Source organism: Pseudomonas sp. TE3644 (genome assembly GCF_056278815.1).
The window spans coordinates 6,299,121-6,323,024 of the sequence record NZ_JBWBQF010000001.1 but is presented as its reverse complement, the minus strand read 5'-3'; the positions used below and the strand labels follow the sequence as shown (position 1 = coordinate 6,323,024).

At 64.8% G+C, this 23,904-nt stretch carries 20 protein-coding genes; 14 read left to right on the top strand and 6 right to left on the bottom strand.

The features are described from left to right. Positions 1 to 5: 5 nt before the first annotated feature. The 3 genes from ACZ9GA_RS28065 to phoB all read right to left on the bottom strand — a co-directional run bounded on the left by ACZ9GA_RS28065 (position 6) and on the right by phoB (position 3,499). The gene (locus ACZ9GA_RS28065) at positions 6 to 1,346 is read right to left on the bottom strand and encodes a hemolysin family protein (RefSeq protein WP_457359167.1); all 1,341 of its coding nucleotides are present in this window, start codon (positions 1,344 to 1,346) and stop codon (positions 6 to 8) included. Between the two features lie 98 nt (positions 1,347 to 1,444). Next, positions 1,445 to 2,731: a phosphate regulon sensor histidine kinase PhoR gene (gene phoR, locus ACZ9GA_RS28060; RefSeq protein ID WP_457359169.1), complete on the bottom strand. Its 1,287-nt coding sequence runs from the start codon at positions 2,729 to 2,731 to the stop codon at positions 1,445 to 1,447. A gap of 78 nt (positions 2,732 to 2,809) precedes the next feature. Beyond that, entirely contained in the window at positions 2,810 to 3,499 is a 690-nt protein-coding gene (gene phoB / locus ACZ9GA_RS28055; RefSeq protein WP_008366891.1) for a phosphate regulon transcriptional regulator PhoB, read from the bottom strand. Positions 3,500 to 3,647: 148 nt separating this feature from the next. Between phoB and ACZ9GA_RS28050 the strand changes: the two genes are divergently transcribed. Next, complete coding sequence (locus tag ACZ9GA_RS28050; RefSeq protein WP_457359171.1) at positions 3,648 to 4,040, top strand: COG4315 family predicted lipoprotein; 393 nt, start codon at positions 3,648 to 3,650, stop codon at positions 4,038 to 4,040. Between the two features lie 126 nt (positions 4,041 to 4,166). Here the strand turns inward: ACZ9GA_RS28050 and ubiA are convergent, their stop codons facing one another. Continuing rightward, positions 4,167 to 5,057: a 4-hydroxybenzoate octaprenyltransferase gene (gene ubiA / locus ACZ9GA_RS28045; RefSeq protein WP_457359173.1), complete on the bottom strand. Its 891-nt coding sequence runs from the start codon at positions 5,055 to 5,057 to the stop codon at positions 4,167 to 4,169. Further along, the gene (locus ACZ9GA_RS28040; RefSeq protein ID WP_457359174.1) at positions 5,057 to 5,614 is read right to left on the bottom strand and encodes a chorismate--pyruvate lyase family protein; all 558 of its coding nucleotides are present in this window, start codon (positions 5,612 to 5,614) and stop codon (positions 5,057 to 5,059) included. The genes ubiA and ACZ9GA_RS28040 overlap by 1 nt, the downstream gene beginning before the upstream one ends. Positions 5,615 to 5,773: 159 nt before the next feature. Between ACZ9GA_RS28040 and ACZ9GA_RS28035 the strand changes: the two genes are divergently transcribed. The 3 genes from ACZ9GA_RS28035 to ACZ9GA_RS28025 all read left to right on the top strand — a co-directional run bounded on the left by ACZ9GA_RS28035 (position 5,774) and on the right by ACZ9GA_RS28025 (position 7,585). Beyond that, the gene (locus tag ACZ9GA_RS28035; protein WP_027980829.1) at positions 5,774 to 5,941 is read left to right on the top strand and encodes a rubredoxin; all 168 of its coding nucleotides are present in this window, start codon (positions 5,774 to 5,776) and stop codon (positions 5,939 to 5,941) included. Positions 5,942 to 5,972: 31 nt separating this feature from the next. After that, entirely contained in the window at positions 5,973 to 7,121 is a 1,149-nt protein-coding gene (locus tag ACZ9GA_RS28030; protein ID WP_457359176.1) for an NAD(P)/FAD-dependent oxidoreductase, read from the top strand. A gap of 188 nt (positions 7,122 to 7,309) precedes the next feature. Further along, entirely contained in the window at positions 7,310 to 7,585 is a 276-nt protein-coding gene (locus ACZ9GA_RS28025) for an HU family DNA-binding protein (RefSeq protein WP_008366879.1), read from the top strand. A 168-nt stretch (positions 7,586 to 7,753) separates the two neighbouring features. Here the strand turns inward: ACZ9GA_RS28025 and ACZ9GA_RS28020 are convergent, their stop codons facing one another. Continuing rightward, positions 7,754 to 8,092, bottom strand: coding sequence for a tryptophan synthase subunit beta (locus ACZ9GA_RS28020; RefSeq protein ID WP_457359178.1), 339 nt, complete (start codon positions 8,090 to 8,092; stop codon positions 7,754 to 7,756). A gap of 444 nt (positions 8,093 to 8,536) precedes the next feature. Between ACZ9GA_RS28020 and ACZ9GA_RS28015 the strand changes: the two genes are divergently transcribed. From ACZ9GA_RS28015 to iolG, 10 genes are all read left to right on the top strand, one after another. Continuing rightward, positions 8,537 to 10,078 (top strand): BcsE family c-di-GMP-binding protein, encoded by a 1,542-nt coding sequence (locus tag ACZ9GA_RS28015; protein ID WP_457359180.1) that lies wholly within the window; start codon positions 8,537 to 8,539, stop codon positions 10,076 to 10,078. Further along, the gene (gene bcsF, locus ACZ9GA_RS28010) at positions 10,075 to 10,266 is read left to right on the top strand and encodes a cellulose biosynthesis protein BcsF (RefSeq protein WP_457359181.1); all 192 of its coding nucleotides are present in this window, start codon (positions 10,075 to 10,077) and stop codon (positions 10,264 to 10,266) included. The genes ACZ9GA_RS28015 and bcsF overlap by 4 nt, the downstream gene beginning before the upstream one ends. Continuing rightward, positions 10,253 to 11,881: a cellulose biosynthesis protein BcsG gene (bcsG, locus tag ACZ9GA_RS28005; RefSeq protein WP_051373756.1), complete on the top strand. Its 1,629-nt coding sequence runs from the start codon at positions 10,253 to 10,255 to the stop codon at positions 11,879 to 11,881. The genes bcsF and bcsG overlap by 14 nt, the downstream gene beginning before the upstream one ends. Further along, complete coding sequence (bcsR, locus tag ACZ9GA_RS28000) at positions 11,851 to 12,093, top strand: cellulose biosynthesis protein BcsR (RefSeq protein WP_457359183.1); 243 nt, start codon at positions 11,851 to 11,853, stop codon at positions 12,091 to 12,093. The genes bcsG and bcsR overlap by 31 nt, the downstream gene beginning before the upstream one ends. Continuing rightward, a complete protein-coding gene (gene bcsQ / locus ACZ9GA_RS27995; protein WP_457359185.1) occupies positions 12,090 to 12,812 on the top strand; it encodes a cellulose biosynthesis protein BcsQ in 723 nt (240 codons plus the stop codon). Before bcsR ends, bcsQ begins: the two co-directional genes overlap by 4 nt. Next, on the top strand, positions 12,809 to 15,403 hold the full coding sequence (gene bcsA, locus ACZ9GA_RS27990; protein WP_457359187.1) for a UDP-forming cellulose synthase catalytic subunit: 2,595 nt from the start codon (positions 12,809 to 12,811) through the stop codon (positions 15,401 to 15,403). The genes bcsQ and bcsA overlap by 4 nt, the downstream gene beginning before the upstream one ends. Further along, positions 15,400 to 17,694 (top strand): cellulose biosynthesis cyclic di-GMP-binding regulatory protein BcsB, encoded by a 2,295-nt coding sequence (gene bcsB / locus ACZ9GA_RS27985; RefSeq protein WP_457359188.1) that lies wholly within the window; start codon positions 15,400 to 15,402, stop codon positions 17,692 to 17,694. The genes bcsA and bcsB overlap by 4 nt, the downstream gene beginning before the upstream one ends. 4 nt (positions 17,695 to 17,698) lie before the next feature. Beyond that, a complete protein-coding gene (bcsZ, locus tag ACZ9GA_RS27980) occupies positions 17,699 to 18,814 on the top strand; it encodes a cellulose synthase complex periplasmic endoglucanase BcsZ (protein WP_457359190.1) in 1,116 nt (371 codons plus the stop codon). Then, positions 18,802 to 22,275 (top strand): cellulose synthase complex outer membrane protein BcsC, encoded by a 3,474-nt coding sequence (gene bcsC / locus ACZ9GA_RS27975; protein WP_457359192.1) that lies wholly within the window; start codon positions 18,802 to 18,804, stop codon positions 22,273 to 22,275. Before bcsZ ends, bcsC begins: the two co-directional genes overlap by 13 nt. Before the next feature lie 128 nt (positions 22,276 to 22,403). After that, on the top strand, positions 22,404 to 23,417 hold the full coding sequence (gene iolG, locus ACZ9GA_RS27970; protein ID WP_457359194.1) for a bifunctional inositol 2-dehydrogenase/D-chiro-inositol 1-dehydrogenase: 1,014 nt from the start codon (positions 22,404 to 22,406) through the stop codon (positions 23,415 to 23,417). Positions 23,418 to 23,904: the final 487 nt, after the last annotated feature.

Genomic DNA, 23,904 nt, shown 5'->3' with positions numbered 1-23,904 from the left:
GATGGTTATTCCAGGCGAAGCACCTTGGCCAGGATGATCTTCGGGCCTTTCATCTTCTTGATGATGATGCGCAAGCCTTCCACTTCCAGCACTTCTTCCTCTTCCGGCACGCGCTTGAGCGTCTCGTACACCAGGCCAGCCAGGGTCTCGGCGTCGATGTGGTCCAGGTCCACGCTCAGCAGGCGCTCCACCTTGAACAGCGGCGTGTCGCCTCGCACCAGCAGCTTGCCCGGCTGGTAGGCCAGGATGCCGCGCTCGGCCTTGCGGTGTTCGTCCTGAATGTCGCCCACCAGCACTTCCAGCACGTCTTCCATGGTCAGGTAGCCGATGACCTTGCCGTCGGCTTCTTCCACCAGCACAAAGTGCGCGCCACCCTTGCGGAACTGCTCCAGCAACTGCGACAGCGGCATGTGCCGGGACACGCGCTCCAGCGGGCGGGTCAGCTCGGCCAGGTTGAACGACGCGGGGATGTGCTCAAGGTCCGCCAGTTCCAGCAGCAGGTCCTTGATGTGCAACAGGCCCACGAATTCGTTGCGCTTGGCGTCGTACACCGGGTAGCGGCTGAACTTGTGCCGGCGGAACATCGCCAGGATCTCTTTGAGCGGCGCGTTGAAGTCCAGGCTGACCATGTCCTCGCGGGAGTTGGCCCAGTCCACCACTTCCAGCTCGCCCATTTCCACGGCCGACGCCAGTACGCGCATGCCCTGGTCGCTAGGGTCCTGGCCACGGCTGGAGTGCAGGATCAGCTTCAGCTCCTCGCGGCTGTAATGGTGCTCGTGGTGCGGGCCAGGCTCGCCCTGGCCGGCGATGCGCAGGATGGCGTTGGCGCTGGCGTTGAGCAGGTAGATGGCCGGGTACATGGCCCAGTAGAACAGGTACAGCGGCACCGCCGTCCACATCGACAGCAGCTCGGGCTTGCGGATGGCCCAGGACTTGGGCGCCAGCTCGCCGACCACGATGTGCAGGTAGGAAATGACGAAGAAGGCGCTGAAGAACGAGACGCCCTTGGCCACTTCCGGCGATTGCACGCCCACGGCTTCCAGCAATGGCTCCAGCAGGTGCGCGAACGCCGGTTCACCCACCCAGCCCAGGCCCAGGGAGGCCAGGGTGATACCCAGCTGGCAGGCAGACAGGTAGGCGTCGAGCTGGCTGTGCACGGTGCGCAGGATTTGCCCGCGCCAGCCGTTTTTCTCGGCGATGGCCTCAACGCGCGTGGAGCGCAGTTTGACCATGGCGAACTCGGCGGCTACGAAAAAGCCGTTGAGCAGCACCAGCAGGATAGCGAAGAGAATCATGCCGAAATCGGCGAAGAGTGAAGCGAGGGTCAAGCCAGGGGAAGGGTCCATGATGGAGGTTTACGGGTTCCGTCTTTAGAAATGGGGGGAAAACGGTGCCTGAAATGCAGGCACAAGACCATCAATGTAGCGGCTGAGCGGGCGCTTGCCTAGAGCACTTTTTGCCCGGCGGCCTGCACCACCAACTGCTGGGGGGCGAAAATGCAGGTGAAAGTGCTGCCCTGGCCGGGTGTGCTGCTGATCTCCAGATGCCCGCGGTGGCGCAATAGCACGTGCTTGACGATGGCCAGGCCCAGGCCGGTGCCGCCCGTCGCCGAGGCCCGGCTGGAATCCACGCGGTAGAAGCGTTCGGTCAGGCGCGGCAGGTGCTTGGCGTCGATGCCGATGCCCGAGTCCTGCACGCTCATGAAGCCCATTTTGCCGTCGCCCCACCAGCGAATATGGATATTGCCCTCGGCCGGGGTGTATTTCACTGCGTTGAAGATCAGGTTGGAAAAGGCGCTGCGCAGCTCCGATTCGCTGCCCTTGAGACGGATGCTGTCGTCGGCCTCCAGGGTGATGCGCTGGTTGCGTTGGCCGGACAGGGCCTGGGCGTCACTCTTGATCGACTGCAGCAGCGCGTAGACGGCCACCGGCTGGGTGTCGGAGGGGTAGTCGGTGGCTTCCAGCTTGGCCAGCAACAGCAGGTCGTTGAGCAGGGTCTGCATGCGCCCGCCCTGTTGTTGCATCTGTTGAAGGGCGCGGGTCCAGCGCGGGTTGACCTGCTCGACGTTGTCCAGCAGCGTCTCCAGGTAGCCGCTGATCACCGTCAGCGGGGTGCGCAGCTCGTGGGAGACGTTGGCGATGAAGTCTTTGCGCATCTGTTCCAGCTGGTGGATGCGGGTCACGTCGCGCACCAGCATCAGGTGCTCGTTGTTGCCGTAGCGGGTGATCAGCATCTGCACGCGCATGCGGTCATTGGCGGGTGAGGGGATTTCCAGCGGCTCGGCGTAGTTTTCAGCCTCGAAGTATTCCTTGAAGCGCGGGTGGCGCACCAGGTTGGTGACTGGCTGGCCGCTGTCCTGGGGCGTCTTGAGGCCCAGCAGGGTCTCGGCAGCGCGGTTCCACCATTCCAGGTTGCCGTCGCTGTCGAGCATGATCACCGCGTCACGCAGGGCCGCCGTGGACTCCTGCACCCGGTCGATCACCGCTTGCAGGCGCCCCCGCACGCGCTGGTCGCGGCGTTGCAGGTGGTAGATGCTGTCGAATACATCGCCCCACAGGCCGGTGCCATCGGGCGGTGCTTCGTCGGGTTGGTGCTTGTTGAGCCAATGATGCAGGCGCAGCAGTTGCTTGAGCGTCCAGGCCAGGTACAGACCCAGGCCAACGGCCAGACACCAGCCGTAGTAGCCACTGATCAGCCCGGCCAGCAGGCAAAGCGTGATCAATATCAGCATGTGCCTGATCAGGATGCTGTGCCAGTTCTGGTTCAATTAACGTCGCGTCCTTTCGAGTAATTGCCGGGCGAGGGGGCTTCAGCTCTTGGTGGAAAAGCGGTAGCCGGTGCCGCGCACGGTTTGTACCAGATTCTCGTAGGCGATGCCGAGGGCCTTGCGCAGGCGGCGGATATGCACATCGACGGTACGCTCCTCGACATAGACGTTGCCGCCCCACACCTGGTCCAGCAACTGGCCGCGGGTGTAGGCGCGCTCCTGGTGGGTCATGAAGAACTGCAGCAGCCGGTATTCGGTAGGGCCCATTTCCGCCGGGCGGCCATCAATGGTTACGCGGTGGCTGATGGGGTCCAGCAGCAGGCCGCCGACTTCGATCGGGGCCTCGCCGTCGCTGGGGCCGGCGCGGCGCAGTACGGCTTTGAGGCGCGCTACCAGTTCGCGAGGCGAGAAGGGCTTGGTGATGTAATCGTCGGCGCCCACTTCAAGGCCCTGTATCTTGTTGTCTTCCTCACCCTTGGCGGTGAGCATGATGATCGGGATGTCGCCGGTCAGCTCGTCGCGCTTCAGGCGCCGCGCCAGTTCGATACCCGAGGTGCCGGGCAGCATCCAGTCGAGCAGGATCAGGTCAGGTTTGCGGTCGACGATGATGGCATGGGCTTGCTGGGAGTTTTCTGCTTCGAGGCAGTCATAGCCAGCCATTTCCAATGCGACGGCGATCATTTCGCGAATGGGCGCTTCGTCGTCAACGATCAGAATGTTCCTGCCAACCATGCTCAAACCTCTTTTCATTGAAGTGTCTTGGGGCGCATTAGATAACGGAATTATTGCAGTCGTGTGACAGGTTGCCGCTAGCCTACCAAGTTCCGGGGCCTGGGCTAAGCTGAAATTCCGTTACCACGAATAACAAGAGGTAAATCCAATGACACGACATACGCTGAACTGGATGGCCTTGGTGGGTGCCTTCGCACTCGCGGCGCCCATGCTGTCCCAGGCGGCTGAACCTGCCATGGCCAAGGACGGCATGATGGTGGATCACCACGGCATGACCCTGTACACCTATGACAAGGATGCCGACGGTAAATCCAACTGCAATGACAAGTGCGCCGAGAACTGGCCACCGCTGATGGCTGCAAGTGGCGCCAAGGACGACGGTGACTGGACCGTGGTCAAGCGTGATGACGGCAAGATGCAATGGGCGTTCGGCGGCAAGCCGCTGTACACCTTCAAGATGGACAAGAAGGCCGGTGACAAGATGGGTGACGGCAAGATGGACGTATGGCACGTAGTGCCCGCTGACGCTGACGCTGATTGATAGCGCGTACCCGCCACCTGCGATCAGTGGGAGCGGGCTCTGCCCGCGAAAAGAACACCGCGGTGGGCCAGACGCCCTGCGGTGCCATTTTCGCGGGCAGAGCCCGCTCCCACAATAATTGAGTCTTTACCGCAGGGCGTAATCGGCGACGATGCCGACAAAAATCGCCAAGCCCGCCCAGTGGTTGTGCAAAAACGCCTTGAAGCACTTCATGCGTTCGCGATCACGGGTGCTGTGCCATTGCCACGCAAAGCACGCCGCCGCCCCCAGCAACCCTAGGTGGAACCACCCCCCCAGCTTGAACTGCACGCCCGCCAACAGCAGGCACACCAGCGCCAACCCCTGCAAAATCACGATGATCAGGCGGTCAGCATCGCCAAACAGGATGGCCGTGGACTTCACGCCTATGCGCAGGTCATCGTCACGGTCCGTCATGGCGTAGTAGGTGTCATAGGCCACCGTCCACAGCAGGTTGGCGATGTACAACAGCCAGGCCGCCATCGGCAGGTGCCCGGTCTCGGCGGTGAAGGCCATGGGCATGCCCCAGGAAAACGCGGCGCCCAGCACCACCTGGGGGTAATAGGTGTAGCGCTTCATGAACGGGTAGGTGGCCGCCAGCAGCAAGCCGCCGAACGACAGGCCGATGGTGGTGGCGTTGGTGCACAGCACCAACGCGAAGCTGGCCGCGATCAGCACGGCGAAGAACACCAGTGCCTCGCGCGAACTGATGCGGCCGCTGACCAGCGGGCGTTGCTCGGTGCGCTTCACGTGGCCATCCACCTTGCGGTCGGCAAAATCGTTGATCACGCAGCCGGCACCGCGCATCAGCACCACGCCCAGTACGAAGATCAGCACATTGGCCAGCGAAGGCTTGCCTTCACCCGCCACCCACAGCGCCCACAGCGTCGGCCACAGCAGCAGGTAGATGCCGATGGGCTTGTCCATGCGCGTCAGCTGGACAAAGTCCCAGGCGCGCGGATGCAAACGGTTGAGGGATTTGAGCAGGCGTTGGTACATCAAGGATTCTCCGCATCCAATTGAGCGACCGGCCACAGGCTCGGCAGGAACACTTCGGCCACCAGCACGCGCAAACCCCCACGGTCAAAGCGCGAGCGGCGGCCCCACAGGCCGTCGCACGCCTGATCGGCCGGCAGCCAGGCGGCCGGGTAGCGGCACACCTCGATGGGCTGGCGTGCGAAGGCCGGGGTGGTGAACAGCAGCTCGCCCAGTGAGCGCGTGCCCAAGGCCTCCAGCGCCAGGCCATCGGTCTCCAGCGCCTGGCGCCCGGCCACGCTGCGGGCGAATACCCACGGCGTGCCGTGGCCGCGCAGGTACACCTCGCGCACCCAGCCGGTGCTGCCATCGGCCAGGCCCAGGGCCTGGCATTCATCGGCGCGCAATACCTGCCATTGCTCGTGCAAGGGGGTGACGCTGAAGTGGTCGTGGGACAGGCGGGTCAGGCGGCGGGTCAGCGAGCCCTGGTCGAACAACCAGTCGCAGGTGAGGGCAGTGGCATCGGCTGGCGCCTGCGCCAACCAGGCGGGCGCGGTGTCGCAAGGCAAGGGATGTGTCACGGTAAGCAGCTGTCTGCAAGCAAGTGAGCCGCCGAGCTTAGCATGCATTGGCGCTTGCATCTGTGCACAACCACCAGTACAAAACCCGCTGAGCAGGTCGGCAGCGCAGCAACCATCGACCGACCGTGCCTATGGCCTGAGCATCGAGGAAATCGTTACATGAAAAAGTGGCAGTGCGTGGTTTGCGGTCTTATCTACAACGAGGCCGACGGCTGGCCGGACGATGACATCGCCCCCGGTACCCGCTGGGAAGACGTACCCGAAGACTGGCTGTGCCCGGACTGCGGCGTAGGAAAAATGGATTTCGAGATGATCGAAATCGCCTGATCGACTCTTCAAATAACAAGGAAGCAGACAAATGACAGCACCTGTGGTGATCGTAGGCACTGGCCTGGCCGGCTATAACCTGGCGCGGGAGTTTCGCAAGCTGGACGGCGAAACGCCGTTGTTGTTGATCACCGCAGATGACGGTCGTTCGTACTCCAAGCCCATGCTGTCCACCGGCTTTGGCAAGAACAAGGACGCCGATGGCCTGAGCATGGCCGAACCGGGTGCCATGGCCGACCAGCTCAAGGCCGAGATCCGCACGCACACGCGGGTGACCGGTATTGATCCCGGCCACAACCAGCTGTGGATCGGCGAGGAAGCGGTGCCCTATCGCGACCTGATCCTGGCCTGGGGCGCGCAGACGGTGACCGTGCCGGTGCAAGGGGATGCGGGCGATGCCGTGTTTCCCATCAATGACCTGGAAGATTACGCACGTTTCCGTGCCGCCGCCCAAGGCAAGAAACGCGTATTGCTGCTGGGTGCTGGCCTGATCGGCTGCGAATTCGCCAATGACCTGATCCAGGGCGGCTATGAAGTTGAACTGGTGGCGCCGTGCGAGCAGGTGATGCCGACGCTGTTGCACCCGGCCGCCGCGGCCGCCGTGCAGGCGGGGCTGGAAGGCCTGGGCGCGCGGTTCCATCTGGGCCCGGTGCTCAACCGTCTGCAGCGCGTGGCGGCGGGCCTGGAGGCACATCTGTCCGACGGCACGGTGCTGGCCTGCGACCTTGTGGTGTCGGCCATCGGCTTGCGCCCGCGGGTGGACTTGGCTGCGGCTGCTGGCCTGCTGATCAACCGCGGCGTGGTAGTGGACCGCCAGCTCAAGACCTCGCACGCCAATATCTATGCCCTGGGCGACTGCGCCGAGGTGGACGGCCTCAACCTGCTGTACGTGATGCCGCTGATGAGCTGCGCGCGCGCCTTGGCCCAGACCCTGGCCGGCAACCCGACGCAGGTCAGTTACGGGCCTATGCCCATCACTGTCAAAACCCCGGTTTGCCCCTTGGTGGTGTCGCCGGTGCCACGCGGCCTGGAAGGGCAGTGGCAGGTCGAAGGGCAGGGGGCTGACGTCAAGGCCGTATGCCGTGATTCAGCCGGGAATGTGCTGGGTTATGCCCTGACAGGCGCGGCGGTGAGCGAAAAACTGGCGCTCAACAAGCTGCTGCCGGCATTGCTGGCGTAAATAACCGTCTTTCTGTCGGAATAACCCGATTTTTGGCCTTGGAAACGGGGGGTGGAGACTGGCGCAGCCTGTTGCGGCGTGCCATTCTCACTCGGTCTGCCGCAGCGTAGAGCCTGCGGCGCCTTAGGCGCTGTTTTGGATGAACAGCACGGGCATAACAACAAAAAATCCGTCAAAGGGGCTTCACTATGCGCAAACCAGAACTTGCCGCCGCTATTGCTGAAAAAGCTGACCTGACCAAAGAACAGGCCAACCGCGTACTTAATGCGGTCCTGGAAGAAATCACCAATGCCCTGCACAAGAAAGACAGCGTCACCCTGGTGGGTTTCGGCACTTTCCTGCAGCGCCATCGTGGTGCCCGCACTGGCAAAAACCCGCAGACCGGTGAGCCGGTGAAAATCAAGGCCAGCAACACCGTGGCGTTCAAGCCGGGCAAATTTCTGAAAGACAGCGTCAATCCATAAGCGTTAGCGCGAAAAAAAGGGCCCTGCGGGGCCCTTTTTCATTTCCGAGATGTGTTCATTTATCCTGTAGCCGCTGCCGAAGGCTGCGCTGGCCTCTCATTACACGGCACATGTTCAGCGGGGCGAAGGGCCAGCGCAGCCTGTCGGCGGCGGCTACAGGTCTGTGTGTCAAATCAGGTTGTTGTCACGATCATCCAGCAAGTTGTCCAACCCGCCCAACTGCTCGCGCGCTTCATCACGCTGCTTGAGCTTGGCCAACGCCGCCGCCGGCAGGTCGGTGATGCGGATCACGCCGGTGCTGGTCAGCACCTGAATCAAGTCATCCAGCACGCGGATCATGTCCAGGTCGCTCTGACGCAACTGGTGCAGACGCCCCTCGATGGTGCTGCGCGCATACCAGGCCTTGATCTCCGGGTGGTCGGGTGCCAGAGCCTCATCGGCTTCGGGGTAAGAGGAGTCTTCCACGCGAATCAGCTGACCATGTGTATTTCGCTGCACGTAATACATGAGGCCTCCTTGCAATAACGGTGACATTTAAGAAAGCAGCATAGGCGAGTTAGAGAGAAGCTGATTGCGAATATCAGGCCAACAACTGCATTTGTATCTTTGGCGATAACCATTCATGAATTAATCGCGGCGAGGTCTAACTATTCATTGACACCTCTCGCGCTATCAGAATAATGGCGCCCTGTTTGCCGAGGAAAAGAGGAGTCCGGCAAGCACTGAAGGGCGCGGGTTAAACAAGCTGCCTTTCTTTCCGGCATTGACCTGCCCCCCGCCCCGAGCATTCGGGGATTTCGGCACCGCAGTGCTCTTACCTGTTCTTCCATTTGCCCTGAAGCCCCCCGCCGTTACTGCGGGCGAACGCTGATATGGGTGGAAAAACGACACCCTCTCGACACGCTCCCGGGTTTTTCCGAGTGCGTGGTTTGTGTTCCCGGGGGGATTGCGTTGAACCGACTTACTTTGGCGATTGGTCAGCTTCGTGACGAGCAGATGGTGTTGCGTCAAGGCGGCCTTTATTGGATAGCCGCCGACCAGGCCGCCGATGCTGCCGTGCTGGCTGGCCAGTGCCTGGCCGCCATGCCGGAGCAGGCTCGCGCAAACCTGCTGTGCTGCGGTCACGACAGCCGCGCGCTGGCCGACACGCTGGCCGCCGATGCCGGCCCGGGCGAACTGGGCCTGTTCGACATTTCCCAGGCCGACATCGGCCTGACCCTCAAAGCCCTGATCAGCGAGCTGAACCGCAGCGTCAAGGCCGACGGTAGCGTCATCGTACTGATGCTGCCCATCAGCGCCTGGGAAAGCGAGGCCGCCCCCGGTCTGCGTCACTGGTGCGAGAGCGTCGGGCAATGGCTGGCGCAGCGGCAATCGACCCTGCTGGTGATCAGCCACGGCCAGTCCCCGGCGCTGCACGATCGCCTGCTGCGTCTGAACGAAACCCTGTCGGGCCTGGCCCAGCTGTACCGTCGCGACGGCGGCACCCGCTACCAATTGCACTACTGGCACAGCGAGCTGGGCGTGTGCAGCGGCCAGGAATTCGAAGTGGAGGAGGGCGAGCATGGTTTCGCCCTGACGGCCAGCGAGCAGGCCGGGCCGCAGTTGACCCATACCGACGACCAGCGCATTTACCTCACCCAGCGTTCGGTGCTGGAGGGCTCGCCTGCACTGTCGGACCAATGGCGTCTGTTCGAAGAGCGTGACGACCTGCTGTTGCAGGCCCGCCAGGCCCGCGCCGCCAGTGTGATCGTGGCCATCGACAGCAACCAGCAAGTGGAAGGCCTGGCGCGCCAGCTGTACGCGCTGCGAGAGCGCTGCGGCAGCAGCCTGAAAATCATCGTGCGGGAAATCGAACCCTGCCTGCGCTACCGCGACGAACGCCTGCTGGTGTCCTGTGGCGCCAACATCACCGTGCCCTACGGCACCACCCTGGCGTACTTCTTCAGCATCATCGACAGCGTGCAGGGCCAGACCTGGCGCCACAGCCGCAAGACCGATTTCCAGTCGCTGTTCGAGCGCCTGCGGCCGCCGGCCGAGCGCGGCCTGATGATGCCTGCCGAATTCCTGACCACCGTTACCCGTATTTACGGCGGCGCTTCGGGTGAAATCAGCCATCAGCTATTGAAGCTGCGTCCCCGTGGCGACATCGGCATCGAACAGTACCTCAACCAGATCAGCCTGCGCCGCTTCGGCGACCTGGCGTGCGTGGTGGAAGGGCATTTCTACCTGTTCCTGTTCGCCTGCCGCGCCGACGGCCTGGAGCCGGCGCTGGGCAATATCTGCCGGCTGTCGTGGCGTGACCTGTTCAGCGATTTCAAGATTCTGCCCGGGGTGGACGCCTTGCCCCGCGACACTTTCATGAACGCCGCCGAACTGCCGCCCAGCTTCCACCTGGCCGAGGAACGCGTGGCCGGCAGCTCAGCCGAAGCCGCCGACCACGGCGCCTACGCACCCAAGCGCGTCACGTTGACCATCGCCGAGACCTGCCCATGAGTTATTCCGACCTGCTGCAGGTGATCGGCCTGACCAGCCTGCTGACCCTGGCCGTGATCGTCACCCTGATGCGCTTCGGCCGTCATGTGCGGGCGACGGTCCAGGCCCTGTTGCCCCCGCGTTACCTGAAACCCCGTGGTGTGCGCCGCCGCGCGCCCGTGAAGAGCGAGCCTCATGAGCCAGTTTGAAGTCATCACCCCGCCGCGCGTGCGCGCTGCCTGGCCAGGGCTGGGCCTGTGGAACCTGTATTTCATCCTCAAGTTCGCCCTGGTGTGGACCGGTTACCTGAATTTCCAGGTGCTGCCCAACGTGGTCTTTGCTGCTGCCTTGTTGCTGCCGTTGCCGCACAAATACCTGCGCGTGCTGCGCACCGTGATCGCGATCCCGGTGGGCGTGGCGCTGTTGTACCAGGACACCTGGCTGCCGCCGTTCAGCCGCCTGCTGGACCAGCCCGACGTGCTGAATTTTACCGGCGCCTACCTGCTGGAATTGGTAGGTCGCTTCATTGACTGGAACCTGTGCGCGGTACTGGGGATTCTGATCGTGGTGTACGCATTCGTGCGCCACTGGCTGCGCCTGACCACTGTCAGCGTGCTGGGCCTGGCCTGGCTGGCCAGCGCCAGCGTGCTGGCCATGCACCCCAGCGCGGCCCCCGTGGCGGCCGTTTCGGCCAATGGCGTGGCGGCAGCGCCGGCCGGCGACCCGGACAACGCCACCCTGGAAGCCTACCTGCAGAAGTTCTACGCCACCGAAGCCACACGCCAAGTGGAGTTCAAGCCTTCGACCTCGGCCGCGCAGCCGTTCGACCTGCTGCTGATCAACATCTGCTCCATGGCCTGGGACGACCTGGACGCCGTGGGCCTGCGCGACAACGCACTGTTCCAGCAAATGGACGTGGTGTTCGACAACTTCAACTCGGCCACCAGCTACAGCGGCCCGGCGGCTATCCGCCTGCTGCGCGCCAGTTGCGGTCAGACCCCGCACAGCAAGCTCTACGGCACCGCGCCCGAGCAGTGCATGTTGATGGACGACCTGAAAAAGCTCGGCTTCGGCGACGAAGTGATGCTCAACCACACCGGCCAGTTCGAAGGCTTCCTCGACGAAGTGCGCGCCCAGGGCGCCTTGCCGCCGCCGGCCATCAGCACCAGCAACCTGCCGCGGGCACTGGTGGGCTTTGACGGCTCGCCCATCCTGCGCGACGGCCAGGTGCTGTCCAGTTGGTGGAAGCACCGCATGGACGAGAAGGGCGACCGCGTGGCGCTGTTCTACAACACCACCACCCTGCATGACGGCAACCGCGCGTTGACCGCTGATGGCGGTACCAAGAGCGCCGACTACAAGCCGCGTGCCCAGGGCCTGATCGACGATCTGACCGGCTTCATCAAGCAGTTGCAGGACAGCGGCCGCCGCGTGGTGGTGGTGATCGTGCCCGAGCACGGCGCCGCCCTGCACGGCGACCGCATGCAGATATCCGGCATGCGCGAGATCCCCAGCCCCTCGATCACTCACGTCCCCGTGGGCATCAAGCTGGTGAACATGGGCAGCAACCCGGGCACCGAGCCGCTGCACGTCACCGCGCCCAGCAGCTTCCTGGCGCTGTCGGAAATCATCAGCCGCCTGTACACCGCCCAACCCCAGGGCGCGGGCATGGCCCCCGACTGGCAGACCCTGCTCACCGACCTGCCGCAAACCGCAGCCGTCTCGGAAAACGCCGGCACCGTGGTCGTCGACTACGCCGGCAAACCTTATGTGCGTATCAAGGAGAAAGGCCAATGGCTCCCGTATCCACAGCGCTTCAAGTAAAGGGCAAGGTACAGTCGCGGGCCGATCGCGCCGACGACATCGCCCGCCTGAAGCAAGAGCTTGAACTGCCTGAGTTGGACTACGTGGACATCTCCGCGCAGCTGGAACTGCAGAAGGCGCTGCACCGCTGGCCGTTGCTGGCGGAAATGGAGCGCCTGCAACCCAAGGTGCTGCCGCCGGCCCGCAAATCCGAGCTGGAGATGCTGTCGTGACAGCCCTGAGCCTGCGCGGCCTGCGCGGTGGCACGGGGACCACGTCGCTGCTGGCTGCCACTGGCCATGCCTTGCACAGCCTGGGCGAGCGCGTGCTGCTGGTGGACATGTGCCCCGAAAACCTGCTGCGCCTGCATTTCAACGTCGGTGCCAACGAGCGCGCCGGTTGGGCGCGGGCCATGGTCGATGGCCAGCCATGGCAGGACCAGGCCTGGGAAGTGCAGCCCGGGCTTAGCCTGCTGCCCTATGGCCGCCTGAAGTACGCCGAGCAGGATCAGGTGGAACAGCGCCTGCGCAATGAACCCGAACTGTGGCGCCGCCGCCAGGCCAGCCTGGCGGCGCAGTTCGACTGGATTCTGTTCGATGTACCGCTGCGCCTGCCGGGCCACGCCCGCGTCGGCCCGTGCGCCCTGCGTCTGCAAGTGATCGAGGCCGATGCTGCCTGCCACGTATTGCTGCAACAGCAGGAAGCCCATGAAGAACACCTGCTGATCAATCGCTACGACGCCGGCAGCCAGTTGCAGCGCGACCTTTTGCTGATCTGGCGCAAGCAGTACGGCGAGCGCTTGCTGCCGCTGAACATCCACCTGGACGAAGCCGTGCGCGAGGCCCTGGCCTTCAAGAAGCCGGTTGGCGCCTACGCCCATGCCAGCCTGGCGGCCCAGGACATCCTCAGCCTGACCACCTGGTGCCTGACCCGGCGTCGGGAGGCGGCATGATCGCCCGCATCTTCCCCTACACGCGGCTGCGCCAGCGCTACGACTGCGCGCCGCCAGTGGCCCTGCTGCTGTCGACGCTGTGCGTTGTGGCCTGGGCGTGCCTGCGCCTGGAGGCGTCGCATTGGCGCAACCTGCTCGACCAGCGCCACCGCTGGTACCCGCAGGTGGCCGGCCGGGCGCCACGCCTGGGCGACCCTTTGCGCTACCTGGTGCAAAGCCTGTGGCTGCTGCTGGTCAAGCCAGCGCGCCCGCGCGCCCGCACCCTGACCACCCCGCGCTGGATCAAGGCCGTGGGCAACCTGTACCTGCGCCTGTGGTCACGGGTTGGCGGGGCGCTGGAGGAGCTGCCGCAACGCGCCGAAAACAGCGAACAGATCCGCCAGAGCACACGCTGGTGGAAAGGCCTGGGCCGCCGTCGGCAGCGTATCGTCAACCTGGCCGTGGGCACCGCAGCGCTGCTGCTGACCCTGTTGTGCATCACCGAACCCTTCAGCTACGCCGCGCAGTCGGTCTTCGTCCTGCTGCTGTGGGCGTCCGCCATGCTGGTGCGCAAGGTGCCGGGGCGTTTCCCCACCCTGCTGATGGTGGTGCTGTCGGTGATCGTCTCCTGCCGCTATCTGTGGTGGCGCTACACCGCCACGCTCAACTGGAACCAGCCGCTGGACCTGGCGTGCGGCACCATCCTGCTGGTGGCCGAAACCTATTCCTGGCTGGTGTTGATCCTGGGCTATATCCAGACCTGCTGGCCGCTGAACCGCAAGCCCAAGCCGCTGCCGCGCGACATCAGCCTGTGGCCCAGCGTCGACCTGCTGATCCCCACCTACAACGAAGACCTGTCCATTGTGCGTAGCACCGTCTACGCCGCCATGGGCCTGGACTGGCCGGCGGACAAGCTCAACATCTACATCCTCGACGACGGCAAGCGCGAGAGCTTCCGCCAGTTTGCCGCCGAAGCCGGCGTGGGCTACATCGCCCGTACCGACAACCGCCACGCCAAGGCCGGTAACCTCAACCACGCGCTGAAGTTGATCAGCGGCGAGCTGATCGCCATCTTCGACTGCGACCACGTGCCGGTGCGCTCCTTCCTGCAACTGACCACGGGCGGCTTCCTCAGCGACCCGAAACTGGCGCTGGTGCAGACCCCGCACCACTTCCTGTCGCCGGACCCGTTCGAACGCAACCTCAACGTGTTCCGCCAGCGCCCCAACGAGGGCGAGCTGTTTTACGGCCTGGTGCAGGACGGCAACGACATGTGGAACGCGGCGTTCTTCTGCGGCTCGTGCGCGGTGTTGCGGCGCACGGCCATCGAGGCCATCGGCGGCTTCGCCGTGGAGACCGTCACCGAAGACGCCCACACCGCACTGCGCCTGCATCGCCAGGGCTGGAATTCGGCCTACATCAAGATCCCACAGGCAGCGGGCCTGGCCACCGAGAGCCTGTCCGCGCACATCGGCCAGCGCATCCGCTGGGCACGCGGCATGGCGCAGATCTTCCGTACCGACAACCCGCTGTTGGGCCGCGGCCTGAGCTTCTTCCAGCGGGTGTGCTACGCCAACGCCATGATCCACTTCCTGGCCGGCGTGCCGCGCCTGGTGTTCCTCACCGCGCCGCTGGCCTTCCTGCTGCTGCACGCCTACATCATCTACGCCCCGGCGGCGATGATCCTGCTGTACGTGATGCCGCACATGATCCATGCCAGCCTGACCAACTCGCGCATGCAGGGCGAATACCGCCACACGTTCTGGGGCGAGGTGTACGAGACCGTGCTGGCCTGGTACATCGCGCGGCCCACTACCGTGGCGCTGTTCAACCCCAAGAAAGGCAAGTTCAACGTGACCGCCAAGGGCGGGCTGATGGAGGACAACCAGTTCGACTGGAAGATCGCCCAGCCGTACCTGCTGCTGGCGCTGCTCAACGTCGCCGGCCTGGGGTTTGCCGTGTGGCGCCTGCGCTACGGGCCCGAAACCGAGATATTCACGGTGCTGGTGAGCAGCCTGTGGGTGATCTACAACATGCTGATCGTGGGCGCGGCCGTGGCCGTGGCCGCCGAAGTGCGCCAGGTGCGCCAGACCCACCGCGTGCAGGTCAAGCTGCCTGCCGCCGTGCGCCTGGAAGACGGCCATTGCTACCCCGGCATGCTGGTGGACTATTCCGACGGCGGTGCCGGCATCGAGCTGGATACGCCGGTGTCGTTGCCCATCGGCGGGCGCATTTCGCTGCTGCTGCAACGCGGCGACCGCGAGTTCCTGTTCCACGGCCACGTGGGCCGCAGCCACCAGAACCTGATCGGCATCCGTCTGCACGGCCTCACCGGCCAGCAGAAGATCGACTTTGTGCAATGCACCTTCGCCCGCGCCGATGCCTGGCTGGGCTGGGGCGAGAACTTCACCCCGGATCGTCCGCTGCAAAGCTTCATGGACATCCTCAAGCTGGGCGCCGTGGGCTATTACCGCCTGTACGAATACCTGCCCAACTGGGTGCGGCGCATCGCCGGCCCACCCCTGCACCTGTTGCGCTGGCTGGCCAGCTTCCTGCCGCGCCGCCCCGCAGCCACCCCCATTTCCACCTCTCTACCAGTGAGCGCACCATGAGCCGCGTCTTCAGCAAATCCCTCGTTGCCAGCCTGGCGCTCCTGGCCATCGGTTGTTCCCAGGCGGCCGCCAGCCTCGATGCAGGGGCAACCGCGCCTGCCGTGGCAGCAGCCAACAACGTGCCCACCTGGAGCAGCGCCAACACCTTCGTGCAACTGGGGCGGCCGGCCGACACGCTGTTGCTGGGCATCCACACCAGCGACCAGGTTGAATTCAGCCTGCGCCGCGACCGCATCGCCAGCGACGCCAAACTGCAACTGCAGTACACCCCGTCGCCCTCGCTGCTGCCACAGGTCTCGCACCTGCGCATCTACCTCAACGACGTGCTGATGAGCGTGGTGCCGATCGAGAAGGACCAGCTGGGCAAGCGCGTCACCCAGAGCGTGGCCCTGGACCCGCACCTGATCGCCGACTACAACCGTGTGCGCATGGAGTTTGTCGGGCACTACGCCGACGTCTGCGAAGACCCCGCCAACAGCGCGCTGTGGCTGAGCCTGGGGCGTGACAGCCAGATCCAGTTGCAGGAACAGGCGCTAACCCTGAAGAACGACTTGGCATATTTCCCTATGCCGTTCTTCGACACCCGCGGCCAGGACAAACCCTCGATCGACCTGGTGTTGGCCAACGCGCCGACCCTGGGCGAGCAACGTGCCGCCGGTATCCTCGCTTCGTACTTCGGCAGCAAGTCCGCATGGCGCGGTGCGCGTTTCCCGGTGCAGTTCGACCAGCTGCCGGCCATCGACCCGCAGCATCGTGCGCGCCCGGTGATTGTCTTTGCGACCAACGAGCACCGCCCGGCGTTGCTGGCCGACAAGCAGAAATTCCCCGACGTCGACGCCCCCGTGGTGCAAATGATCGACAACCCCCAGGACCCGTACAGCAAGGTGCTGCTGGTGCTGGGCCGCAACGACGACGACCTGGCCGTGGCCGCCCGCGCCCTGGCCACCGGCGGCGACTTGCTGCGCGGCTCGCGCGTGACCATCGACAAGGTTCAGCAGATCAAGCCGCGCGTGCCCTATGACGCGCCCAACTGGATGCGCACCGACGGCCCCGTGCGTTTCGCCGAGCTGATCAAATACCCCGAGCAGCTGCAAGCCAACGGTCTGCTGCCGCGCTCCATCACCCTGGACGTGAACCTGCCGCCGGACCTGTTCGTGTGGCGCAACCAGGGTATCCCGCTGCAAACCAAGTTCCGCTACACGCCGCCGGCCGACAACGACGCGTCGAGCCTGACCATCAGCCTCAACAACCAGTTCATCACCAGCCTGCCGCTGCGCAGCAAGAGCACCAGCCAGCTGGAACAGATGCGCCTGGCGGTGATGGCCGATGAGTCGGCCAACCTCACTGACAAGCTGCTGGTACCGGCGCTGAAGATCGGCGACCGCAATACCCTGCGCTTTGACTTCAACTTCGCTTCCACCTACGGCAGCGCCCAGCGTGATCATTGCCAGACCACGCTGCCGGTGAACAACCAGGCGGTGATCGACGAAGAGTCGATCCTGGACATGTCCGGCTACTACCACTACATCGCCATGCCCGACCTGCGTGCCTTCTCCCGTGGCGGCTTCCCGTTCACGCGCATGGCCGACCTGTCGCAAACCCTGGTGATGGTGCCGTCGCACAGCACCCCGGTACAGCTGAGCACCCTGTTTGAAGCCATCGCCGGCATCTCCGCGCGCTCGGGCCTGCCGGCCTACGGCCTGCGCCTGTCCGATGACTGGAACGATGCCAAGGCCGATAACGACCTGCTGGTGTTCGGCGGCCTGTCGGCCACTGTGGGCAACGGCGATGATGCCAACCTGGTGCTGTCCAAGACCCGCGACGCACTGCTGACCCCAGGTAATCAGGATGGCGGTAAATCGGTGCGCGCCGGCCACTTCGACAGCACCCACGAGCAAGGCGCCACCCGTGTGGAAGTCAGCGCTCAGGCGCCGATCGCGGCCATCGTCGGCATGCAGTCGCCTTTCCACGAACAGCGCAGCATCGTTGCCTTGCTGGCCAGCGATGACGCTGATTACCAGCTGCTGCGCGACACCCTGGCCGACAGCGGCAAGATGGAGTCGGTAGCCGGTTCCGTGGCGTTGATCCGTAGCAGCGGTGTAAGCAGCAGCTTCGTTGGCCAGCCGTACTTTGTCGGTCACCTGCCGTGGTGGCTGCTGTTGTGGTACCAGCTGTCCGAGCACCCGATCCTGCTGGCCGGCATCGCCACCCTCAGCGTGCTGCTGACTGCCTTCCTGCTGTGGCGTGGCCTGCGCTGGATGGCGCGTCGTCGCCTGGCGGGCCAGGAGTAAGCCGATGAAAGCCTTCGCCGCCCTGGCGCTGGCCGGGATCGTTGCAGCACCCGGTCTGGCCAATGCCGGGGCGTGCGCATGGCCGGCCTGGGAGCAGTATCGCCAGGCCATGCTCAGCCCGGACGGGCGGGTGATCGACCACTCCAGCGAGCAGTCGGTGACCACCTCGGAAGGGCAGAGCTACGGGCTGTTCTTCGCCCTGCTGGGCAACGACCCGGCAAGCTTCGCCAAGGTGTTGCACTGGACCCAGGACAACCTGGCGGGCGGCGATCTCAATCGTCAGCTGCCGGCCTGGCAGTGGGGCAGGGACAAGGACGGCCATTGGCAGGTGCTCGATAGCAACAATGCTTCCGACGCCGACCTGTGGATCGCCTACAGCCTGCTGGAGGCCGGGCGCCTCTGGCATCGCCCGGATTACCAGACCCTGGGGCGCAATATGCTCTGGCGCACGGCCGCGCAAAGCCTGCGCAAGCTGCCGGGCCTGGGCCTGATGCTGCTGCCGGGTGACGTGGGTTTCGACAGCCCCAACGCCTGGCGCCTGAATGCCAGCTACCTGCCGCCGCAATTGCTGGCGCGCTTCGCCAGTGAGGCACCGATCTGGGCCGAGCTGGCGCGCAACAGCCAACGCCTGTTGCTGGAAGGCTCGCCCAAGGGCCTGGTGCCCGACTGGCAGCGGTGGCAACAGGGGCAGGGCTGGGCCGTCGACAGCCAGAAAGGCAGCGTGGGCAGCTACGACGCCATTCGCGTGTACCTGTGGGCCGGCATGCTGGCCAAGGATGCGCCCGGTCGCGCCGACTTGCTCGCGCACCTGCAACCGATGGTTCGGCTGACTGCCGAGCACGGTTTTGTGCCAGAAAAAATCGACAGCGCCTCCGGCGCTGACAGCGGCACTGGCCCGGTGGGCTTCAGTGCCGCACTGCTGCCACTGCTGGCCGCGAGCCCCGACAGCGCGGCTGCCCTGGCTACCCAGCGGCAACGCCTCAAGCAGCAACCGCCGCTGGCGGACGCTTACTACAACCAGTCGCTGGCCCTGTTTGGCCAAGGCTGGGACCAACAACGCTATCGCTTCGACAAAGACGGACACCTCGTGCCGAACTGGACTGCCGCATGCAAAAATTGACGGGTTTGGGCCTGCTGCTCAGCAGTGTCTACGGGGTCGCCCTGGCCCAACCGCTGAGCCCGCCCGACCAGCAGCAGTGGCTGCTTGCGCAGATCCGCATCGGCGAGGCGCTGTACCGTGAAGACCTGGTGCACGATTCGCTGGCGCGCCTGGAGCTGATCGCCCCGGACAACCCCCAGGTCAAAGTCATCGAGGTGCGCCAGGCGCTGCTGAACAAGGACCAGGCCGGTGCCGAGCGTCTGGTGGCGCAACTGCGCCAGCAAATCCCAGGCACCGCCGGGCTGCGCCAGGCCGAAAACCTGTTGAAGCTGCAAAGCCGCGATGGCCAGCAGGCCTTGCAGCAGGCCCGACTGCTGGCCACCGCCGGCCGTTCCGAAGATGCAGTCCAGGCGTACCAGCAGCTGTTCGGCGAAGACATGCCGGACTTCGCCACGAATCTTGAATACCTGACGGTGCGCAGCGGTATCAAAACCCAGCGCCCTCAGGTGATCGACCAACTGCGCGCCCTGGATCAGCAGTACCCTGGTAACGCTGGCTTGCGCCAAACCCTGGTAGGCCTGCTGTTTGCCGAACAGCGTGATGCCGAAGCCCTGGCGGTGCTGCATCAACTGGCGGGCGACCCGACGGCCGCCGCCAACGCTGCCGAGCGTGAATACAACTACCTGCTCAAGCAGCCGGTGGGTGCGGAGACCGTGCAGGCCTGGCAGACCTTCCTCAAGACGTACCCGGACACCACCTTGCGGGCCGATGCCAGCAAACAGCTTCAAGGTCAGCAGCAGTTGCTGGCGGACCCGGCCTGGCAGGCCGGGGTCAAGGGCAAGGCACTGCTGGACAGCGGCGACAACGTCGGCGCCGAAGCGCAACTGCGCCGGGCGCTCAAGCGCTACCCCCAGGATTCGAGCCTGCTGGGCTCGCTGGGCATCGCGCTGATGCGCCAGAGCAAGCACGAGGATGCCTACAACAGCTTCGTCAAAGCCTCGGCCATCGAGCAGGACACCTACTGGATGGCCAAGTGGCAGGACCTCAAGGACGCCAACCACCAGTGGATGCTGTTGCAGAAGGGTGATCTGGCCCTGGACCGCAAGGACTACCCGGCGGCCAAGCGCCTCTACCAGCAAGCCCGCGTGGCACAGCCCAAGGATGCCGCGCCGCTGATTGGCCTGTCGTACGTGGCCCGTGGCGAGTCTGAAGACATTACCGCCGAAGCGCTGCTGATGCAGGCGCGCAAGCTGGACCCGAAAAATGCCAGCGTGGTGCGCGGCCTGGTACGCCTGTACGAATCGCAGTCGGCGGAAAAAGCCGTGCAGTACCTCGACAGCCTGACGCCGGCCGAACAGCAGGAATTCCAGGGCGTGCGCACCAGCCTGGCGCTGGACCACCTCAATGCCCAGGCCGACGACGCCACGCGCCGCAGCGACTGGGCGCAGGTGGCGCAAATCCTTGGGCAGGCCCGCGTGCTGGACCCGGACAACCCGTGGCTGGTTTACCGGCTGGCCAATGCCCAGCGCCAACTGGGCCGCACCGCTGATGCCGATAACAGCTTCAGCCTGCTGTTGCAGCGCCAGGGCCAGAACCCGGAGGCGCGCTATGCCCACGGCCTGTTCCTGGCCGATGCCGATCGTGACGGCGATGCCATGGGCAGCCTGCAACAAATCCCGCGTGGCGCCTGGAGCGCCAACATGAACGAACTGTGGGCGCGTTTGCAGCGCCGCCAGTTGCTGGCCAAGGCCGAAGCCCTGCGTGCCGCCGGGCATGAGAGCCAGGCCGAAGCGCTGCTGCTGCAAGCCCCCACCACGGACGATTACCTGACCCTGGCCGACTGGGCGCAGCAGCGCAAAGACCTGGCCCAGGCTGAAAGCCGCTATCGCAAAGTGCTGGCCAGCGAGCCGACGAACGCTGACGCGCAGCTTGGCCTGGCCGAGGTGCAGATCGCCCAAGGGCAGCCGGGCGCGGCGAAAGCCGGTCTGGCCAAGGTCGTGCCGCCAGTGCCGCTGGACGTCTCGTTTCAGCGTCGTCTGGCCAACGCCTGGGCGGCGGTGGGCGACAAGGCCCGCGCCAACCAGATGTTCGCCGACCTGCTCAAGAACAAGCCTGCAGACCCGCTGGCCTATCGGGATGCCGCGCGCCTGCTGGCCCGCGAAGAGCCGCAGCGTGCCCTGGACTATTACGCCCAGAGCATGGGCGCAGCCAACATGATCACGTCATCGCAGGCAGCGCCACGTGACAACGTCGCCATGACCCAGGCCAGCCGCGCCCGTGACAGTGACGACTGGCTGCAGCGCAGCATCCGCAGTGACGTGGATGGGCTGTACCAGAAGCAGAACACCACGGTGAACCTGTACCACGACTTCGCCTGGCGCACCGACAACAGCGCTTCGGGCGTGTCCGACCTGACCACCCAGACCACCATCCTGCGCGTCGACACGCCGTTGGCCCAAGGCCAGGCATTTGTGCAGGCCGAAGATGTGCAACTGGACGTCAGCAGCTTCGCCAGCACCGACCAGTTCGGTTTGTGCGCAGTGGTGCAAGGCGGTTGCGCCAAAGGTGCGCAAAGCGTCAACGGCACCATGCTGGGCATGGGCTGGCATGACGACACCTGGGCCTTCGACCTGGGGCACACGCCGCAGGAATTCACCGTGTCCAACTGGGTGGGCGGGGTGACCTACAGCGGCGACTGGGACAGCATCGGCTACCGCCTGACAGCCTCGCGCCGGCCGGTCAGCAACTCGCTGGTGTCCTACGCGGGGGCCGTGGACCCGGTGACCGGCACCAAGTTTGGCGGCGTCACCGCCAACGGTTTCACCCTGGGCCTGAGCCACGACGAAGGCGGCAAGGACGGCGTGTGGGCCAGCCTGAGCAGCCATTGGCTGGTGGGGCAGAACGTGGAAAACAACCAGCGCCGCAGCGCCATGGGCGGTTACTACTACCGCCTGGTGGAGCGCGCCGACGAGCGTGTGCGCACCGGCCTGACGCTGATGTACATGGGCTACGACAAGGACCTGAGCGAGTCGACACTGGGGCAGGGCGGGTATTACAGCCCGCAGCAGTATTACTCGGTCAGCGTGCCGGTGAACTTCGCCTGGCGTGACGCCAACTGGTCGGCCTTCCTGGAAAGCTCGGTGGGCTGGTCGTTCGCCAAGATCGACAGCAGCGACCTGTACCCCAAGGCCAGCACGGCCAGCGATCTTGAGAGCCTGCTGGGCACGGGCCAGACGCTGGTCACCGACCCGACTCTGACCAAGAGCGGCAGCAGCAGTAATGGCGTCAACTTCCGCGTGCAGGGCCTGCTGGAGCGGCGTCTATCGGACAATCTGGTGTTGGGCACGGGCATCACCTGGCAGCACAGCGAAGGCTATGCGCCCAGCCGCGCCATGCTGTACCTGCGCTATACCTTCGATCCATGGCAGGGCAGCTTGCCGTTGCCTGTGGAGCCGGTCTCACCTTACGCGGACATGCGCTGAATAAAACAAAAATTCCAAACAATTATTTTATAGAAAAATAATTGATTTGCCTGAAGAGTCGTTCTAGCCTGAGATCAACTGCGCGCACGCGCGGATCAACGGCCCACAACAACAAATCAGGAGCCAACATGACCTTGAATATCGGTGTCATCGGGACCGGCGCAATCGGCCGGGACCACATCCGTCGCCTCAGCTTTGCCTTGGCGGGGGCGCGGGTGGTGGCGGTCAACGACATCAACGCCGACCAGGCGCGCACCGTGGTGAGCGACCTGGGCATCGAGGCGGAGGTGTACGCCAGTGGTCAGGATTTGATCAATGCCGCCAACGTCCAGGCTGTGCTGGTTACATCCTGGGGCCCCAGCCATGAAGAATTTGTGCTGGCCGCCATTGCAGCGGGCAAGCCGGTATTCTGCGAGAAGCCGCTGGCCGTCACCGCCGAGGGCTGCCGCAAAATCGTCGAGGCCGAAATGGCCTTCGGCAAGCGCCTGGTGCAAGTGGGCTTCATGCGCCCGTTCGACCAGGGCTACCGCGCGCTCAAAGAGGTGATCGACAGCGGCACCATCGGCGAACCACTGATGCTGCACTGCGCCCACCGCAACCCCGAAGTGCCGACGGCCTACGGCACCAGCATGGCCATCACCGATACCTTGATCCATGAACTCGACGTGCTGCGCTGGCTGATCGACGACGACTACGTTTCAGCCCAGGTAGTGTTCCCGCGCAGCACCCGCCATACCCATTCGGCCCTGCGCGACCCGCAGATCGTGCTGCTGGAAACCGCCAAGGGCGTGCGCATCGATGTGGAAGTGTTCGTGAACTGCAAATACGGCTACGACATTCAGTGCGAGGTCGTGGGCGAGCAGGGCATCGCGCGCCTGCCGGAGCCTACCAGCGTGCAACTGCGCAGCGAGGCGAAGCTGTCCACCGGCATCCTGATGGACTGGAAAGACCGCTTCATCGACGCCTATGACGTGGAACTGCAGGCGTTCATCAAGGGGGTCACCAGCGGCCAGCTCACCGGCCCCTCTGCCTGGAACGGCTACGCTGCCGCGGTGGCGGCCGATGCCTGCAACCTGGCGCAGACCAGCGGCAAGATCGAACCCATCACCCTGCCGTCGCGGCCGGCGTTTTACGCCAGCTGATCCCAACCCGTAGCCGCTGCCGCGAGGCTGCGCTGGCCCTTTGCCTTACTGCAGATCTCGAGCGCACCCACCGGCCAGCGCAGCCTTCGGCAGCGGCTACACCGCCCGTAGCCGCTGCCGCCAGGCTGCGCTGGGCCTGTGCCCCGCTGGAGATTTCGGGTGTACACCCCGGCCAGCGCAGCCTTCGGCAGCGGCTACACCGCCCGTAGCCGCTGCCGCCAGGCTGCGCTGGACCTGTGCCTCACTGGAGATTTCGAGCGCACACCCCGGCCAGCGCAGCCTTCGGCAGCGGATACACCGCCCGTAGCCGCTGCCGCCAGGCTGCGCTGGGCCTGTGCCTCACTGCAGATTTTGAGCGTACACGCCGGCCAGCGCAGCCTTCGGCAGCGGCTACAGCGCCCGTAGCCGCTACCGCCAGGCTGCGCTGGGCCTGTGCCTCACTGCAGATTTTGAGCGTACACGCCGGCCAGCGCAGCCTTCGGCAGCG